This window comes from Enterobacter cloacae complex sp. P42RS (assembly GCF_014930595.1).
Lineage (GTDB): Bacteria > Pseudomonadota > Gammaproteobacteria > Enterobacterales > Enterobacteriaceae > Enterobacter > Enterobacter bugandensis.
In genome coordinates this window covers 128,588-145,877 of the sequence record NZ_JADBRK010000008.1, presented here as the reverse complement: position 1 = coordinate 145,877, position 17,290 = coordinate 128,588, and the positions used below count along the sequence as shown (strand labels likewise).

Below are 17,290 nucleotides of genomic sequence, written 5' to 3'. Positions count from 1 at the left end.
GATAAAGCTGGGGCGGTTTGGCGTGGTGAATACGGCCTACTCACAAAGCCGCATGCGCGGAGACAACGGCGGGCAAATCAGCTGGGGCTATCAGTACAGCACCAGCGAATTTAGCGTCGCTACCCAGCACACCCGTCGCGATCGCGGCTTTGGCAATCTCGCTCTTTACGATCAGCCGACGGTGTATGACGAAAATGACCGACCCGTCGCCAGCTTTAGCCGCAATACGGACCAGTATTCTCTGACCTTCAATCTGGGGCAGTACGGCAATATCGGCGCGGCCTGGATCGGCGTGGAGAGCTTTGACAGCCAGAAAACGGAACTGCTGAATCTCTCCTGGAGCCGCAATCTCTGGGGGGCAAGCAGCATTTACCTGGCCGGCAGCCGGGACCAGCAGCGTGGGGACTGGACGGTTGCGCTGTCGCTGCAGGTGCCGCTGGGGGAACGCGACAGCGCTGCCGTCACCTTCGAAAACACCCCGGATGCAGGCAGTTCGCAGCGCCTTAACTATAACCACTCTATGCCTTCTGACGGCGGGTTTAGCTGGAACATGGCCTGGGCCAACCAGTCAAAATCCAGCGATTATCAGCAGGGTACGCTGGGCTGGCGCAATAACAATATTGAACTGCAGGGTGGCGGCTATGGCGAAAGGGACATGATGACCTGGTGGGGGGAGGCGATGGGCGCGATTGTTCTGATGGACGGCGAGCTGTTTGCCGCGAATAAGATCAACGATGCGTTTGTGGTCATCAGTACCGACGGTCATCCGGACGTGCCCGTCAGCTATGAGAACCAGCCCGTTGGTAAAACGAACAATAACGGTTACCTGCTGGTCAGCGGGGTGTCGGCGTATTATCCGGCCAGCTACCGCATTGATACCCTGAACCTGCCGGCGGATACCCGCCTGAAAGAGACGGAGCGCCGGATCGCCATTCGCCGTCACAGCGGCTATCTGGTCGATTTCCCGATGGAGCAGGAGCGGGTGGCCAGCGTTATTCTGCATGATGTGCACGGGCAAGCGTTGCCGGTGGGAAGCCAGGTCCGACGCGTCTCGCGCAAAAACGCGGTGGTGGGGTATGACGGCATCGCCTGGCTGGAAAATCTCAGCGACGTGAATCCGCTTGAGGTGATATCACCTGACGGAAAACGCTGCAAAGCCACGCTGACAGTGGGCGCCAATCCGGAGCACAAGCTGCAAACCTACGGTCCACTGGTGTGCCGGGAGGGGCTATGAGGCGCCTGCTGCTGTGGATGTTGCTGCTGTTTTCCGGCGGCGGCTGGGCGGCGTGCACCGTCAGTACGGTCAATGCGTCGTTTGGTAGCGTCACCTCGTTCGCACTCAGCGGCACGGGCGAGGTTGAAACGACCGGTACGCTGGTGGTGGCGTGTGATGCCGTGCTCAATCTCCTGACCAATGACTCGGTGACGCTTAACTACACAGCGGCGTCCGTATCGGGGAACAGTCGTGCCACGATGAAGCGCACCGACAACGCGGCCATTACGGATGTGATCCCCACGCGCTTATGCGGTTTGTCGGGATGTGCAAGCAGCAGTGAAGTGCAAATCAGTAAGGCATATACATGGAGTGGTAACACGCTCCTTGGCCTGCTGGGGTCAAAACGGTACAACATTCCTCTTTATTTCCGAACGGTGCCCGGACAAAACGTCACGGCCGGTCCGTATCAGGTGCTGTTGACCTTCAGCATCAACTATAACGTCTGCTCGATTGGCGTGCTGGGTCTGTGTACCACCCCACAAACGGGGACCGCAACGACCAGCATTCTGCTTAACATGAACGTCACCAACGACTGCAGCGCCATGACCACGCCGGACGTCAACTTTAGCAGTGCGCCGCTGGTGCAAAATTTCCCCACGGTCTCGCAGGCGATTGCCGTCACCTGTACCAAAGGCAGTACCTATACCATCGGGATTAACAATGGTGCCAACGCGCTGAATAACGTGCGCCGGATGGTGAGCGGCAGTAACTACCTGAGTTATGACATCTATAAAGAAGCCACGACTAACCGCTGGGGCAGCAGCGGCAGCGAACGCTGGACCAGCGCGACCTCCTCGCTGGTCAGCGCCGACGGCCTGCTGCGTACCTATAACTACTCCGCCAAAGTTCTGACCAGTCAGGCCACGCCGCCCGCCGGCACCTACACCGATACGCTGATTGTTGACGTCGCGTTTTAACCCCGCGCTTTTCCCTTTCGCAAATGTAAAGTTCCTGTGGCCTGTGCCGATAACACCGTTAATAAATCTATGAGAAGGTGTTGTATGTTGAACCGTATCCGCGTTGTCACAATGCTAATGATGGTGCTGGTCATTTTCGCACTACTTCAGCTTATCTCCGGCGGGCTTTTTTTCTCGTCTTTAAAACAGAACCAGGACAGTTTCGCCGCCTCAAACGATCTCCGCCTGCAGCAGAGTGAGCTCACGTCGACGTGGGATCTGATGCTGCAAACGCGCATCAACCTGAGCCGCTCGTCCGCGCGCATGATGATGGATCCGAACAATCAGCAGAGCAGCGCGAAAAACGATCTGCTAAAAAATGCCCGGGCCACGCTGGCCGACGCGGCTAAACACTACGCCGCCTTCAGGCAAATCGCACCGCAGCCTGCTATGGCGCAGGTGAGCCAGAACATTGATGAAAAATACAGCGCCTACTATGCCGGGCTGACGGAGCTGATCCAGTTCCTGGAGAGCGGCAACATGGACGCCTACTTCGCACAGCCGACGCAGGGGATGCAAAATGCACTCGGCGCGGCGCTGGGGGAATACGCGAAGGCCAGCGGCGATCTGTATCACTCGGCCTTTACTGAAAGCCAGAATGACTACCGCTTTGCGAAATGGCAGATGGCGGTGTTGGCCCTGGCGCTGGTCATTGTGCTGTTCGCTGTGTGGTACGGCATTCGCCACATCCTGCTAAACCCTCTCGGCCGCGTGATTGCCCATATTCGCGAGATTGCCTCTGGCGATCTGACCAAAACGCTGACCGTTTCCGGACGTAACGAGATCACCGAGCTGGCCAACAGCGTCGACCACATGCAGCGTTCATTGATCGAGACCGTCGCCAACGTGCGTAACGGATCCGAGGCGATCTATACCGGCACCAGCGAAATCGCGATGGGGAATAACGATCTCTCATCTCGTACCGAGCAGCAGGCGTCGGCGCTGGAAGAGACGGCCGCCAGCATGGAGCAGCTCACCGCAACCGTGAAGCAGAACGCCGATAACGCCCGCCAGGCGTCTCAGCTGGCGGAAAGCGCCTCCGAAACCGCGCAGCGCGGCGGTCGCGTGGTGGATGGCGTGGTGAAAACCATGCACGAAATCGCCGACAGCTCGAAGAAAATCGCCGACATCATCAGCGTCATCGACGGCATTGCCTTCCAGACCAACATCCTCGCGCTCAACGCCGCCGTGGAAGCGGCGCGCGCGGGCGAACAGGGGCGCGGGTTTGCGGTGGTGGCCGGGGAGGTGCGCAACCTTGCCAGCCGCAGCGCCAACGCGGCAAAAGAGATTAAATCCCTGATTGAAGACTCCGTCTCCCGCGTGGATACCGGCTCCGTGCTGGTGGAGAGTGCCGGGGAGACCATGAATGACATCGTGAATGCCGTTACCCGCGTGACGGACATCATGGGTGAAATCGCCTCTGCGTCCGATGAGCAGAGTCGTGGAATCGACCAGGTTGCCCTGGCGGTATCGGAAATGGACCGCGTGACACAGCAAAACGCCGCCCTGGTGCAGGAGTCCGCTGCGGCGGCCGCTGCGCTGGAAGACCAGGCGAGCCGTCTGAAGATGGCCGTCTCGGCGTTTCGTCTCGCTTCACTTGCTGGAAATACGGTCACTGCGCAAGCTACGTACCGCGCGCCAGCCGCCGACACGGCGGTCACCCGCACGCGTGCTGCAACGACCGGACAAGATGAAAACTGGGAAACATTTTGACTGACAATTAAACCGCGGCTGCTTGCCGCTTGATGGGAGCGTGGATGTTAAATCGTATTCGTATCTCGACCACACTGTTTTTGATTCTGATCCTTTGCGGTGTGTTGCAGGTTGGCAGTAACGGGTTGTCTTTTTGGGCGTTTCGCGATGGCTATCAGAATTTGCAGGACGTTGAGGCGAGTAATCAGCAGCGCTCCGCACTGGCACAAACGCGTGCCGTGCTGTTGCAGGCAAGCACTGCGCTGAACAAGGCAGGAACCTTAACCGCGCTCAGCTATCCGCCGGATGACATTAAGGCGCTGATGGCAACGGCGCGCGACAGCCTGAAGCAGGCAGACGCACAGTTTAAGGCCTTCACGGCGCAGGCGGCCGACGGCGAGAAAGAGAAAGCGCTGAAGGCGGCCATGAAAAAGAACTTTGAGCAGTGGTACAGCGATCTGGACCACCAGGCGACCTGGCTTGAGAACAACCAGCTTTCGGACTTCATGACCGCTCCGGTCCAGGCATCTCAGGCGGCGTTTGACGGCAGCTTTGACGCATGGCAGCAGGATATCAATCAGTCTGTTCTGCGCGCCGGTGAAGCAAGCCGCACCAGCTATCACATGTCTGGCGTTATCTTTGCCGTCGTTGTGATTCTGGCGGGGCTGCTGACCGGCGGGGCGCTGCTCTGGGCGCGCAGAATGATTGTGCAGCCGCTGGCGATTATCAGCAGCCACTTCGACAGTATTGCGAAGGGGGATCTGGCGCGTCCGGTGGCGGTGTTTGGCAAAAACGAAATTTCGGCGATCTTTGCCAGCCTGAAGGCCATGCAGGGGTCGCTGCGGGAAACGGTATCCGACGTGCGTCAGGGCAGTTATGCCATGCATACGGGGATCTCAGAGATTGCGGCGGGGAATAACGATCTCTCGTCCCGCACCGAGCAGCAGGCGGCGTCGTTGGCGCAGACGGCGGCCAGTATGGAACAGCTGACCGCGACGGTAAGCCAGAACGCCGATAACGCGCGTCAGGCGTCTGACCTGTCAAAACAGGCGGCGCTGACGGCGAAGAGAGGGGGAGATCAGGCCTCTCACGTGGCCAGCACCATGCAGGAGATTGCCGCCAGCTCGCAGAAGATCGGCGACATCATCAGCGTGATTGACGGTATTGCGTTTCAGACCAACATCCTGGCGCTGAACGCCGCCGTGGAAGCGGCGCGCGCCGGCGAGCAGGGACGTGGGTTTGCGGTGGTGGCAGGTGAAGTGCGAAACCTGGCGAGCCGCAGCGCCAACGCGGCGAAAGAGATTAAGTCCCTCATTGAAGAGTCGGTCTCTCGCGTCCAGCAGGGGTCTGCCCTGGTGGATACGGCGGCGCATACCATGCACGAGATCGTCACCTCCGTGACGCGGGTTAACGACATCATGGGCGAGATTGCCTCGGCGTCGGACGAACAGCGTCGCGGGATAGAGCAGGTGGCTCAGGCCGTTAGCCAGATGGATCAGGTGACGCAACAGAATGCCTCGTTAGTTGAGGAAGCGGCAGCGGCAACCGATCAGCTGGCCAGCCAGGCGGATCGTCTCACCGGGCTGGTCGCGGTATTTAATGTGAAAGAGCACGTTGAAGCAGTAACAGAAGTCGGGCGGTCGCAGGCCGTGCCAGTTGTATCCTGAATGTAATTAAGAAGGCGCTATGACATCACCAATGCCCCCTGGGCAAACGTCATTATTGTTGCAGATGACACAGCGCCTCGCGCTGTCCGACGCGCATTTTCGTCGGATATGTCAGTTAATCTACCAGCGTGCGGGGATCGTGCTTGCGGATCATAAGCGGGACATGGTCTACAACCGACTGGTGCGGCGCTTGCGTACGCTGGGGCTGGATGATTTTGGCCGCTATCTGAGCATGCTCGAAGCGAACCAGAACAGCGCGGAGTGGCAGGCTTTTATTAACTCACTCACGACCAACCTGACGGCCTTTTTCCGTGAAGCCCACCACTTTCCGGTTCTGGCCGAGCACGCGCGCCGTCGCACCGGGGAGTATCGCGTATGGAGTGCGGCCGCCTCAACGGGCGAAGAGCCGTACTCGCTGGCGATCACCCTTGCAGACACGCTGGGCATGGCGCCGGGACGCTGGAAAGTCTACGCCAGCGATATCGACACCGAGGTGCTGGAGAAGGCGCGTAACGGCGTGTATCGCCAGGACGAGCTGAAAACGCTGTCGCCGCAGCAGCTGCAGCGTTACTTCATGCGCGGTACGGGGCCGCATGAAGGCCTGGTTCGCGTACGCCAGGAGCTGGCGAACTGCGTCGAATTCGCGCCCGTTAACCTGCTCGATAAGCAGTACAACGTGCCGGGGCCTTTCGACGCCATTTTTTGCCGTAACGTCATGATCTATTTTGATAAAACGACGCAACAGGACATTCTGCGTCGGTTTGTTCCGTTGCTCAAGCCTGACGGTTTACTGTTTGCCGGGCATTCGGAAAACTTCAGCAACCTCGCGCGTGAGTTTAGCCTGCGTGGGCAAACGGTATATGCGCTGAGTAAGGAAAAAGCATGAGTAAAATCAGGGTATTGTCTGTCGATGATTCAGCGCTGATGCGTCAGATCATGACTGAAATCATCAATAGCCACAGCGACATGGAGATGGTGGCCACTGCGCCGGATCCGCTGGTAGCGCGGGATTTAATTAAAAAATATAACCCCGACGTGCTAACGCTGGATGTCGAGATGCCGCGCATGGATGGCATAGATTTCCTTGAGAAATTGATGCGCCTGCGTCCCATGCCGGTGGTGATGGTCTCCTCCCTGACCGGGAAAGGTTCGGAAATCACTCTGCGCGCGCTGGAGCTGGGGGCGGTGGATTTTGTCACCAAACCGCAGCTCGGCATTCGCGAGGGGATGCTGGCGTACAGCGAGATGATCGCCGAGAAAATTCGCACCGCCTCGCGCGCGAAGCTCGCGGCCCACAAGCCGATGGCCGCGCCGGCAACCCTGAAGGCCGGACCGTTACTCAGCTCGGAAAAACTGCTGGTTATTGGGGCGTCAACCGGAGGAACAGAGGCAATTCGCCATGTACTCCAGCCATTGCCGCTTTCAAGTCCGGGTATTCTGATCACGCAGCATATGCCGCCTGGCTTTACCCGCTCCTTCGCCGAACGTCTGAACAAGCTGTGCCAGATCAGCGTGAAAGAGGCGGAAGACGGCGAGCGCGTGCTGCCGGGACATGCGTATATCGCGCCGGGGGACAAGCATATGGAGCTGGCGCGCAGCGGCGCTAACTATCAAATCAAAATTCATGACGGACCGCCGGTTAACCGGCACCGTCCGTCGGTGGATGTGCTGTTTCATTCGGTGGCGAAACATGCGGGGCGCAACGCCGTTGGGGTGATCCTGACGGGGATGGGCAACGACGGTGCCGCCGGAATGCTTGCAATGCACCAGGCTGGCGCCTGGACGATTGCGCAGAATGAAGCAAGTTGTGTGGTGTTCGGCATGCCGCGCGAGGCCATCAATATGGGTGGCGTGAGCGAAGTGGTCGATCTTAGCCAGGTAAGCCAGCAGATGCTGGCGAAAATCAGTGCCGGACAGGCAATACGTATTTGACTCAGGAGTATTATTTTATGGCGGATAAAGAGCTTAAGTTTTTGGTTGTGGATGACTTTTCCACCATGCGTCGCATTGTGCGCAACCTGCTGAAAGAGTTGGGCTTCAACAACGTTGAAGAAGCAGAAGACGGCGTGGATGCGCTGAACAAACTGCAGGCTGGCGGGTTTGGTTTTGTCATCTCCGACTGGAACATGCCGAATATGGACGGTCTGGAGCTACTGAAAACTATTCGTGCGGACGCGGGCATGGCGTCTTTGCCGGTGCTGATGGTCACTGCAGAAGCGAAAAAAGAGAACATCATTGCCGCTGCACAGGCGGGCGCAAGCGGCTACGTGGTGAAGCCATTCACCGCAGCGACCCTGGAAGAGAAGCTCGGTAAGATCTTCGAGAAACTCGGCATGTGAGGTGTTGGTGATGATGCAACCTGCAATGAAACCCGTTGAAGAACACTCGCCGAGCGACATCATCGTCCGCATCGGCAGCCTGACGCGCATGCTGCGTGACAGCCTGCGTGAACTGGGGCTGGATCAGGCCATTGCCGAAGCGGCGGAAGCGATCCCGGACGCCCGCGACCGTCTGGACTACGTTGTGCAGATGACCGCTCAGGCAGCTGAGCGTGCGCTGAACAGCGTTGAAGCCTCACAGCCGCATCAGGATGCGATGGAAAAGGGCGCGAAAGCCCTGACCCAACGCTGGGATGAGTGGTTTGAGAACCCCATCGAGCTGGCGGATGCCCGCGAACTGGTGACTGACACCCGTCAGTTCCTGGGGGATGTGCCGGGCCACACCAGCTTCACCAACGCCCAGCTGCTGGACATTATGATGGCGCAGGATTTCCAGGATCTGACCGGTCAGGTCATCAAGCGCATGATGGATGTGATTCAGGAGATTGAGCGCCAGCTGCTGATGGTGCTGCTGGAGAACATCCCGGAACCGGCTGCCCGTCCAAAACGCGAGAACGAAAGCCTGCTCAATGGCCCACAGCTCGACGCCAGCAAGGCGGGCGTCGTGGCAAGCCAGGATCAGGTGGACGACCTGCTGGACAGCCTCGGCTTCTGATTGTCCATTCCGCCTCAGGGGGGTTACGCCGCCTGAGGCGGTTTACGACAAAATCACCGAAAAGAGCCCGAATAAACGGGCTTTTCCCGCCATTGGATTTCCGCTGCGCTGGCATGATACCCGTGACGTAATGGGCTGAGCATGCACTGTGGCAGAAGAGAACGACGACAAAACGGAAGCCCCCACACCCCACCGACTAGAAAAGGCGCGTGAGGAAGGGCAGATCCCCCGATCCCGAGAATTGACCTCCCTGCTGATCCTTATCGTAGGCGTGTGCATTATCTGGTGGGGTGGGGAGTCGCTCGCCCGCAAGCTGGCGGGGATGCTCTCCACCGGCTTACGTTTTGACCACAGCATGGTCAACGACCCGAATCTGATCCTCAGCCAGATTATTCAGCTGATAAAAGGGGCCATGGTTGCGCTGCTGCCCCTGATTACCGGCGTGGTGCTGGTGGCGCTGGTCTCCCCGGTGATGCTGGGCGGGCTGGTCTTTAGCGGAAAATCGCTGCAACCTAAATTTTCAAAACTGAACCCGCTGCCGGGCATTGCGAAAATGTTCTCGGCGCAGACCGGGGCCGAGCTGCTCAAGGCTATTCTCAAATCGGTGCTGATGGGCAGTTCCGCAGGATTTTTCCTCTGGTACCACTGGCCCGAAATGATGCGCCTTATCAGCGAGTCGCCCCTTACCGCGATGAGCAATGCGCTGAACCTGGTTGGGCTTTGCGCGCTGCTGGTGGTGCTCAGCATTATTCCGATGGTGGGTTTTGACGTTATCTTCCAGCTCTATTCCCACTTCAAGAAACTGCGAATGTCACGTCAGGACATCCGCGACGAATATAAGCAGATGGAAGGTGACCCGCACGTGAAGGGGCGCATCCGGCAGATGCAGCGTGCCGCTGCCCGTCGCCGCATGATGGAAGATGTGCCGAAAGCGGACGTCATCGTTACCAACCCGACGCACTATTCCGTGGCGCTGCGCTATGACGAAAACAAAATGAGCGCGCCGAAAGTGGTGGCAAAAGGGGCGGGGCTGATTGCATTGCGCATCAGGGAAATTGGTACCGAAAATCGCGTGCCGATCCTGGAAGCGCCTCCGCTGGCGCGAGCCCTTTACCGCCACGCGGATATCGGACAACAGATCCCTGGACAGCTCTACGCCGCGGTGGCGGAAGTGCTGGCCTGGGTATGGCAGTTGAAGCGCTGGCGTCTGGCCGGCGGTCAACGGCCTGTCAAACCTGAGAACCTTCCGGTGCCTGCCGCGCTGGATTTTATGAACGAGAAGGACACTGATGGCTAATCTGGTGGCAATGTTGCGCCTGCCCGGCAACCTGAAATCGACCCAATGGCAGATCCTCGCCGGGCCGATCCTCATCCTGTTAATTCTGTCGATGATGGTACTGCCGCTCCCGGCGTTCATCCTCGATCTGCTTTTCACCTTCAATATTGCGCTGTCCATTATGGTGCTGCTGGTGGCGATGTTCACCCAGCGCACGCTGGAGTTCGCCGCGTTCCCGACTATTCTGCTGTTTACCACCTTGCTGCGGCTGGCGCTGAACGTGGCCTCCACGCGTATCATCCTGATGGAGGGCCACACCGGCGCGGCAGCGGCGGGTAAGGTGGTCGAGGCCTTCGGCCACTTCCTGGTGGGCGGGAACTTCGCTATCGGTATCGTGGTGTTCGTTATCCTCGTGATCATCAACTTTATGGTTATCACCAAAGGTGCAGGGCGTATTGCGGAAGTGGGCGCGCGCTTTGTGCTGGACGGGATGCCGGGCAAGCAGATGGCGATCGACGCCGATCTGAACGCCGGGCTTATCGCCGAAGATGAAGCGAAAAAGCGCCGCGCGGAAGTGACCCAGGAAGCGGACTTCTACGGCTCCATGGACGGTGCGAGTAAGTTTGTGCGCGGGGATGCCATCGCGGGCATCCTGATCATGGTGATTAACGTGGTCGGCGGCCTGCTGGTGGGGGTACTGCAGCACGGGATGGACATGGGCCACGCGGCGGAAAGCTATACGCTGCTGACCATTGGTGACGGTCTGGTCGCACAGATCCCGGCGCTGGTTATCTCCACGGCGGCGGGCGTTATCGTGACCCGCGTCAGTACCGATCAGGACGTTGGCGAGCAGATGGTGGGCCAGCTCTTCAGTAACCCGCGCGTGATGCTGCTGGCGGCTGCGGTGCTCGGGCTGCTCGGCCTGGTGCCGGGGATGCCAAACCTCGTGTTCCTGCTGTTTACGGCGGGGCTGCTGGGGCTAGCCTGGTGGATGCGTGGCCGTGAGACCAGGCCGGCTGCGGATCCGGTTCCGGTGAAAATGCCGGAGAACACCCAGGCCGTTGAAGCGACCTGGAACGACGTTCAGCTGGAAGATTCCCTGGGAATGGAAGTGGGGTATCGCCTGATCCCGATGGTGGATTTCCAGCAGGATGGCGAGCTGCTCGGCCGCATCCGCAGCATCCGTAAAAAATTCGCTCAGGACATGGGCTTCCTGCCGCCGGTGGTGCATATCAAGGACAATATGGACCTGCCGCCTGCGCGCTATCGTATTCTGATGAAGGGTGTTGAAATTGGCAGCGGCGATGCTTATCCGGGACGCTGGCTGGCGATTAACCCTGGCACTGCAGCAGGCACGCTGCCGGGCGAGCAGACCGTCGATCCGGCCTTTGGCCTGGCGGCAATCTGGATTGAAAGCGCGCTGAAAGAGCAGGCGCAAATTCAGGGTTATACGGTTGTCGAAGCCAGTACCGTGGTGGCAACCCACCTTAATCACCTGATTGGGCAATTCTCGGCAGAGCTGTTTGGCCGTCAGGAAGCGCAGCAGCTTCTCGATCGCGTGACGCAGGAGATGCCGAAGCTGACAGAAGACCTGGTGCCGGGCGTGCTGACGTTAACTACGCTGCACAAGGTGCTGCAAAACCTGCTTGAGGAAAAAGTGCCGATCCGCGATATGCGTACCATCCTGGAAACCCTTGCCGAGCATGCGCCGCTGCAGAGCGATCCGCACGAGCTGACGGCGGTGGTGCGCGTGGCGCTGGGGCGTGCGATCACCCAGCAGTGGTTCCCGGGGACCGGCGAAGTCCAGGTGATTGGACTCGATACGCCGCTTGAACGCCTGCTGCTGCAGGCCCTGCAGGGCGGCGGCGGCCTCGAGCCTGGCCTGGCGGATCGCCTGCTGGAGCAAACTCAGGAGGCGCTGGCGCGTCAGGAGATGCTGGGCGCGCCGCCGGTGCTGCTGGTCAACCACGCGCTGCGTCCGCTGCTGTCGCGCTTCCTGCGCCGCAGCCTGAATCAGCTTGTTGTGCTGTCGAATCTGGAGCTGTCGGATAACCGCCATATCCGTATGACGGCAACGATTGGAGGAAAATAATGAAATGGCTATGGATTTTGCTCTTCCCGCTGGCGGCTCAGGCTGCCGGGGAAGGGACCTGGCAGGCAAGCAGCATGGGCGTGACCCTCAGCAACCGGGGTGTCGCCATGTCTTCTAATCCGCTGTCGCCCTCTGAAACGGTTTCTGGTCAGATGGGAATGGTGGTGTGGAACTACAGGCTGATTGGCCCAACGCCAGCCGGACTGCGGGTGCGCCTCTGCTCACAGACCCGCTGCACGGAAATCGACGGCGAAAATGGCACAACGCAGGCGTTCAACGGCGTGCCGGCCATTGAACCTTTACGTTTTATCTGGGAAGTGCCGGGCGGAGGACGTTTGATCCCGGCGCTGAAGGTGCAGAGCAATTCTGTCATCGTCAACTACCGCTAGCTGCCTGCCTTTGTCACCAGCCATCAGTCAATTCTGATGGCTGTCTCGCAAAATTGACCTCACCTTTTGATGCAACAGAAACGCTGTTTTATAAATTAGTGACACGCGTGACGCAACTCTTTGCATTTTTGCCATTTACCCTGCCCGTGATGGCAGAAACAGAAAGGTATCAGGACGTCGTTGCATTTACTGTAGCCGTGTAAAAACTCCCCGATGAGCCTTACTTGCAGGGAGTCTCCCAAATTTGCTTAGGGTTGACGGCAATGAAAACACGTAAAATTGGACTCGCAAATTATCTTGCTTACGGGGCAGGCGATTTTCTCGGGGCTGGTACGACCGCCCTGACGGCGGCCTGGCTTTTGTATTTTTATACCACCTTCTGTGGACTCACACCGATTGAAGCAACCTTCATCTTCGCCGCTGCGAGGGTGCTGGATGCTGTTGTCAGCCCGTTAATGGGCTTTTTGACGGATAACTTCGGTACGACCTGGCCTGGAAAGCGCTTTGGTCGCCGTAAGTTCTTTATCCTGCTAGGCATTCCGTGCGTGTTCAGCTACTCGTTGATGTGGGTAGGGGACATGAATTTCTGGTACTACCTGCTGACCTATCTGGTGTTTGATATTGTCTACACCATGATTCTGGTGCCTTACGAGACGCTGGTGCCGGAAATGACCGACGACTTCAAACAGAAAACCAAGTTCTCCGGGGCGCGTATTTCTATGGCGCAGATGTCAGCGATTCTGGCCTCCTTCCTGCCGGGGATCCTGCTCACCCACTTCGGTAAAGACAACGCCATCTCATTCTTTTACGCAAGCCTGGTTTTCTCCGTGCTGTGCGCCCTGATGCTGACCTTTGTCTGGTTCTTTACCTGGGAGCGCCCGCGTGAGGAGTGGTCTGAAGCGGCGCTGCGTGCCGAAGAAGAGAAGAAGAAACTGACGCTGGGGCAAAGCATCAATCGTCTGTTTGTCGAATTAAGCTCTACGCTGCGCATCAAGATTTTCCGCCAGCATCTTGGCATGTACCTCGGCGGCTACATTGCGCAGGACGTATTTAACGCAGTCTTCACCTATTACGTGGTGTTTGTGCTGATGCAGGAAGCGTCAATGGCGTCCAACCTGCTGGGCACGATGGCTATCTTCCAGTTCCTCGCCGTGATCGGGATGATCCCGCTGTGTATTCGCTTCGGACCTGCGCCGTCCTACCGCATGGTGGTGGTGCTGTTTGGCCTGGCGTCTCTCTCTTACGCCATGCTCTATTACGCCGGTCTGAGCGACGTCTACGCTCTGCTGTTGCTGATCTCTGCGGTGGCTGGGCTGGGTCGCGGCGGTATTAACTACGTGCCATGGAATACCTATACCTACATTGCTGACGTGGATGAAGCGATCACCGGCCAGCGCCGGGAAGGGATTTTCGCCGGCATCATGACCCTGACCCGTAAGGCGTCACAGGCCGGTGCGGTGATGCTGGTAGGCATCGTGATGCAAATGTCCGGCTTTGTCAGCGGTCAGAAGGTACAGCCTGCTGAAGTGAGCCACACCATTCTGCTGATCCTGAGCGTGGGCACCATCCTGGTGCTGTTCTGCGGTTTCCTCGTTTCCCTGCGCTTCAGGCTTAATTTGCAGACCCATAGCACGCTGCGCGAGGAGACCGCGAAAATGCGTGAGTGTGGTCATGCGATGCCGGAGTCAGCGACGCCACACGCCCGCGCCACCGTCGAGATGCTGGCCGGTATGCCTTATGAGTCACTGTGGGGCAATAACAACATCGGTTATCTGAATCGCAATAAGCCAGCGGCATCTTCGCTGAAGGATCGCGCGGTACTCAATTCGACATACAATAGAGGTTAAGATGATGAAAGTTTGGCCTGTCAAACATAGCCCGCTATTGCGTCAGCCAGAGCGCTTTATCGCCCGGGACGAGCTGAAATCGCTGATTCAAAAAGTGACGCACAACCTGGTCAATATCCACGATAAAACGGGTGAATTTTTGCTGCGGCTGGACGACGGGCGCGTGATCGACACCAAAGGCTGGGCCGGATGGGAGTGGACGCACGGCGTCGGCCTGTATGGCATCTGGCAGTACTACTGCCAGACAGGCGACGAAGGGATGCGCAACATTATCGACAGCTGGTTTGCCGACCGCTTTGCGGAAGGCGCCACCACCAAAAACGTCAATACGATGTCGCCGTTCCTGACGCTGGCCTATCGCTACGAAGAGAGCAAAAACCCGGCCTGGCTGCCGTGGCTGGAAAGCTGGGCGGAGTGGGCGATGAATGAAATGCCACGCACCGAACACGGCGGCATGCAGCACATCACGCTGGCGGAAGAGAATCATCAGCAGATGTGGGACGACACGCTGATGATGACGGTGCTGCCGCTGGCGAAAATCGGCAGGCTGCTGAATAAGCCGGAGTACGTAGAGGAGGCGATCTATCAGTTCCTGCTCCACGTGCAGAACCTGATGGACCGGGAGACGGGGCTGTGGTTCCACGGCTGGAGCTACGACGGCAATCATAACTTTGCCCGGGCCCGCTGGGCGCGCGGCAACAGCTGGCTGACCATCGTGATCCCGGACTTCCTTGAGCTGGTGGATCTGCCGGAAAACAACGCCGTGCGCCGTTATCTGGTGCAGGTGCTGAAGGCGCAGGTTGCCGCGCTGGCAAAATGTCAGGACGAAAGCGGGTTGTGGCATACGCTGCTGGACGATCCGAACTCGTACCTGGAGGCATCCGCCACGGCAGGGTTTGCCTACGGGATCCTGAAAGCGGTGCGGAAGCGCTATGTTGAGCCTGAATATGCTGACGTTGCTGAAAAAGCGATTCGCGGCATCGTGAAAAATATCTCGCCGGAAGGGGAGTTGCTGCAAACGTCGTTCGGGACGGGAATGGGCAGCGATCTTGAGTTTTATCGCCAGATCCCGCTGACGTCGATGCCGTATGGCCAGGCGATGGCGATTCTCTGTCTGACAGAGTATTTGCGGAAATACTTCTGATAATAAAAAACCCGGCGTTTGCCGGGTTTCTTTTTTACATACGTTCTACGGTTTCGATACCCAGGGTATCCAGACCCAGCTTCAGGGTCTTCGCCGTCAGCTGAGCCAGCTTCAGGCGGCTGTTACGCACCGATTCATTTTCTGCAGACAGAATAGGGCAGTGCTCGTAGAAGCCGGAGAACAGACCCGCCAGATCGTACAGGTAAGCACACATCACGTGCGGCGTGCCGTCACGCGCGACAACCGTCAGCGTCTCTTCGAACTGCAGCAGACGCGCCGCCAGCTGTGCTTCACGATCTTCCGTGATGGTCACTGTCGCATTCGCCAGCACGCTTTCATCAATGTTCGCCTTGCGGAACACGGAGAGCACGCGGGTATAGGCGTACTGCATGTACGGCGCCGTGTTGCCTTCAAACGCCAGCATGTTGTCCCAGTCGAAGATGTAGTCGGTGGTGCGGTTCTTGGAAAGATCCGCGTATTTCACCGCGCCGATACCGACGGCGTTGGCCAGTTTTTCCAGTTCGTCAGCAGGCATGTCCGGGTTCTTCTCCGCCACCAGGCGACGGGCGCGCTCCAGCGCTTCGTCCAGCAGATCGGAAAGCTTCACGGTACCGCCCGCGCGGGTTTTGAACGGCTTGCCGTCTTTACCCAGCATCATGCCGAACATGTGGTGTTCCAGCGGCACGCAGTCCGGCACGTAACCGGCTTTACGCACGATAGTCCACGCCTGCATCAGGTGCTGGTGCTGACGGGAGTCGATGTAATACAGCACGCGGTCGGCGTGCAGGGTTTCGTAACGGTATTTCGCACACGCGATGTCCGTTGTGGTGTAGAGATAGCCGCCATCCTTTTTCTGGATAATCACGCCCATCGGTTCGCCTTCCTTGTTTTTGTACTCATCAAGGAACACTACCGTTGCGCCTTCGCTCTCCACCGCCAGGTTTTTGGCCTTCAGGTCCGCCACAATGCCTGGCAGCATCGGGTTGTACAGGCTTTCACCCATCACGTCGTCGCGAGTCAGGGTCACGTTCAGACGGTTATAGGTAAGCTGGTTCTGGGACATGGTGATGTCAACCAGCTTGCGCCACATCTCGAGGAAGTATTGATCCCCGCCCTGCAGCTTCACCACGTAGCTGCGTGCGCGCTCGGCAAAGGCTTCGTCTTCGTCATAGTGCTTTTTGGCTTCGCGGTAGAACCCTTCCAGGTCCGCCAGCGCCATTTCACCCGCGTTTTCCTGCTGCTGTTTTTCCAGGTAAGCAATCAGCATGCCGAACTGGGTGCCCCAGTCGCCCACGTGGTTCGCGCGGATCACCTTGTGACCGAGGAATTCAAGGGTGCGTACCGCGGCGTCACCGATGATGGTGGAGCGCAGGTGGCCTACGTGCATCTCCTTCGCCACGTTCGGGGCAGAGTAGTCGACCACCACGGTCTGCGCTTCCGGCTGGGAAACGCCCAGACGGTCAGACTTCAGCGCCGCGTCAACGTGGCTCGCCAGGAACGCAGGCTCAAGGAAAATATTGATAAAGCCCGGACCAGCAATTTCGGTTTTGCTGGCAATGCCGGAGAGATCCAGATGCGTCAGTACCTGCTCAGCGAGCTGTCGCGGCGGCATGCCCAGTTTTTTAGCCACTGCCATCACGCCATTAGCCTGATAGTCGCCAAACTGTACTTTTGCTGACTGACGAACCTGCGGTTCGCAATCCGCAGGTGCGCCTGCGGCAATCAGTGCCTGACTGACTTTTTCGGAGAGAAGAGCCTGAATATTCACCTGGATACCTTACGTTTTTGATGCGGGCTTACAACCGCCCGCGCCAGTTAAAGAATTTAGGGCGGGAGTATACTGCAAATGCCTTCTGGCGTCAGCATTGCGGGGCCCGAAGATTGCTCAGAATCCAGGCTAAGAAAGCGTGCATAACCATGCAGTCATAAAAAGCCGGATTCAGCGGTTGGTCAAAAC

Annotated in this window: 14 protein-coding genes; 13 read left to right on the top strand and 1 reads right to left on the bottom strand. The window is 58.3% G+C overall.

The annotated features are described in order from the left end of the window. The 13 genes from IM314_RS12770 to IM314_RS12710 form a co-directional block, all read left to right on the top strand. Positions 1–1,234, top strand: a 1,234-nt coding sequence (locus IM314_RS12770) for a fimbria/pilus outer membrane usher protein (RefSeq protein ID WP_193359401.1), incomplete at its 5' end; no start/stop codon positions are given. Further along, positions 1,231–2,193 (top strand): spore coat U domain-containing protein, encoded by a 963-nt coding sequence (locus IM314_RS12765; RefSeq protein WP_193358906.1) that lies wholly within the window; start codon positions 1,231–1,233, stop codon positions 2,191–2,193. The genes IM314_RS12770 and IM314_RS12765, both read left to right, overlap by 4 nt. Positions 2,194–2,277: 84 nt before the next feature. Next, positions 2,278–3,945, top strand: a complete 1,668-nt coding sequence (gene tar / locus IM314_RS12760; RefSeq protein WP_193358907.1) for a methyl-accepting chemotaxis protein II — start codon at positions 2,278–2,280, stop codon at positions 3,943–3,945. Between the two features lie 44 nt (positions 3,946–3,989). Further along, positions 3,990–5,591, top strand: a complete 1,602-nt coding sequence (gene tap, locus IM314_RS12755; protein ID WP_041909430.1) for a methyl-accepting chemotaxis protein IV — start codon at positions 3,990–3,992, stop codon at positions 5,589–5,591. A 19-nt stretch (positions 5,592–5,610) separates the two neighbouring features. Next, entirely contained in the window at positions 5,611–6,477 is an 867-nt protein-coding gene (cheR, locus tag IM314_RS12750) for a protein-glutamate O-methyltransferase CheR (RefSeq protein ID WP_014884342.1), read from the top strand. Then, positions 6,474–7,523, top strand: coding sequence for a chemotaxis response regulator protein-glutamate methylesterase (locus IM314_RS12745; RefSeq protein ID WP_014884341.1), 1,050 nt, complete (start codon positions 6,474–6,476; stop codon positions 7,521–7,523). Before cheR ends, IM314_RS12745 begins: the two co-directional genes overlap by 4 nt. A 17-nt stretch (positions 7,524–7,540) precedes the next feature. Continuing rightward, on the top strand, positions 7,541–7,930 hold the full coding sequence (gene cheY / locus IM314_RS12740; RefSeq protein ID WP_000763862.1) for a chemotaxis response regulator CheY: 390 nt from the start codon (positions 7,541–7,543) through the stop codon (positions 7,928–7,930). 10 nt (positions 7,931–7,940) lie between these two features. Then, positions 7,941–8,585, top strand: coding sequence for a protein phosphatase CheZ (cheZ, locus tag IM314_RS12735; protein ID WP_028013643.1), 645 nt, complete (start codon positions 7,941–7,943; stop codon positions 8,583–8,585). Positions 8,586–8,733: 148 nt separating this feature from the next. Then, a complete protein-coding gene (gene flhB, locus IM314_RS12730) occupies positions 8,734–9,882 on the top strand; it encodes a flagellar biosynthesis protein FlhB (RefSeq protein ID WP_041909432.1) in 1,149 nt (382 codons plus the stop codon). Further along, a complete protein-coding gene (flhA, locus tag IM314_RS12725; protein ID WP_028013641.1) occupies positions 9,875–11,953 on the top strand; it encodes a flagellar biosynthesis protein FlhA in 2,079 nt (692 codons plus the stop codon). Before flhB ends, flhA begins: the two co-directional genes overlap by 8 nt. After that, a complete protein-coding gene (locus tag IM314_RS12720; protein WP_028013640.1) occupies positions 11,950–12,342 on the top strand; it encodes a flagellar protein FlhE in 393 nt (130 codons plus the stop codon). The genes flhA and IM314_RS12720 overlap by 4 nt, the downstream gene beginning before the upstream one ends. A gap of 263 nt (positions 12,343–12,605) precedes the next feature. Then, on the top strand, positions 12,606–14,189 hold the full coding sequence (locus IM314_RS12715; protein ID WP_045631221.1) for an MFS transporter: 1,584 nt from the start codon (positions 12,606–12,608) through the stop codon (positions 14,187–14,189). A gap of 4 nt (positions 14,190–14,193) precedes the next feature. Next, positions 14,194–15,333, top strand: a complete 1,140-nt coding sequence (locus IM314_RS12710) for a glycoside hydrolase family 105 protein (RefSeq protein WP_041911995.1) — start codon at positions 14,194–14,196, stop codon at positions 15,331–15,333. Between the two features lie 34 nt (positions 15,334–15,367). Here the strand turns inward: IM314_RS12710 and argS are convergent, their stop codons facing one another. Further along, positions 15,368–17,101: an arginine--tRNA ligase gene (gene argS / locus IM314_RS12705; protein ID WP_028013635.1), complete on the bottom strand. Its 1,734-nt coding sequence runs from the start codon at positions 17,099–17,101 to the stop codon at positions 15,368–15,370. Positions 17,102–17,290: the final 189 nt, after the last annotated feature.

Excerpts from the sequence above, each read along its gene's own strand:
- cheY (WP_000763862.1), top strand. The coding sequence starts at position 7,541 with ATGGCGGATAAAGAGCTTAAGTTTTTGGTTGTGGATGACTTTTCCACC.
- cheR (WP_014884342.1), top strand. The coding sequence starts at position 5,611 with ATGACATCACCAATGCCCCCTGGGCAAACGTCATTATTGTTGCAGATG.
- IM314_RS12745 (WP_014884341.1), top strand. The coding sequence starts at position 6,474 with ATGAGTAAAATCAGGGTATTGTCTGTCGATGATTCAGCGCTGATGCGT.
- tap (WP_041909430.1), top strand. The coding sequence starts at position 3,990 with ATGTTAAATCGTATTCGTATCTCGACCACACTGTTTTTGATTCTGATC.
- cheZ (WP_028013643.1), top strand. The coding sequence starts at position 7,941 with ATGATGCAACCTGCAATGAAACCCGTTGAAGAACACTCGCCGAGCGAC.
- flhA (WP_028013641.1), top strand. The coding sequence starts at position 9,875 with ATGGCTAATCTGGTGGCAATGTTGCGCCTGCCCGGCAACCTGAAATCG.
- IM314_RS12765 (WP_193358906.1), top strand. The coding sequence starts at position 1,231 with ATGAGGCGCCTGCTGCTGTGGATGTTGCTGCTGTTTTCCGGCGGCGGC.
- IM314_RS12710 (WP_041911995.1), top strand. The coding sequence starts at position 14,194 with ATGAAAGTTTGGCCTGTCAAACATAGCCCGCTATTGCGTCAGCCAGAG.
- tar (WP_193358907.1), top strand. The coding sequence starts at position 2,278 with ATGTTGAACCGTATCCGCGTTGTCACAATGCTAATGATGGTGCTGGTC.
- IM314_RS12715 (WP_045631221.1), top strand. The coding sequence starts at position 12,606 with ATGAAAACACGTAAAATTGGACTCGCAAATTATCTTGCTTACGGGGCA.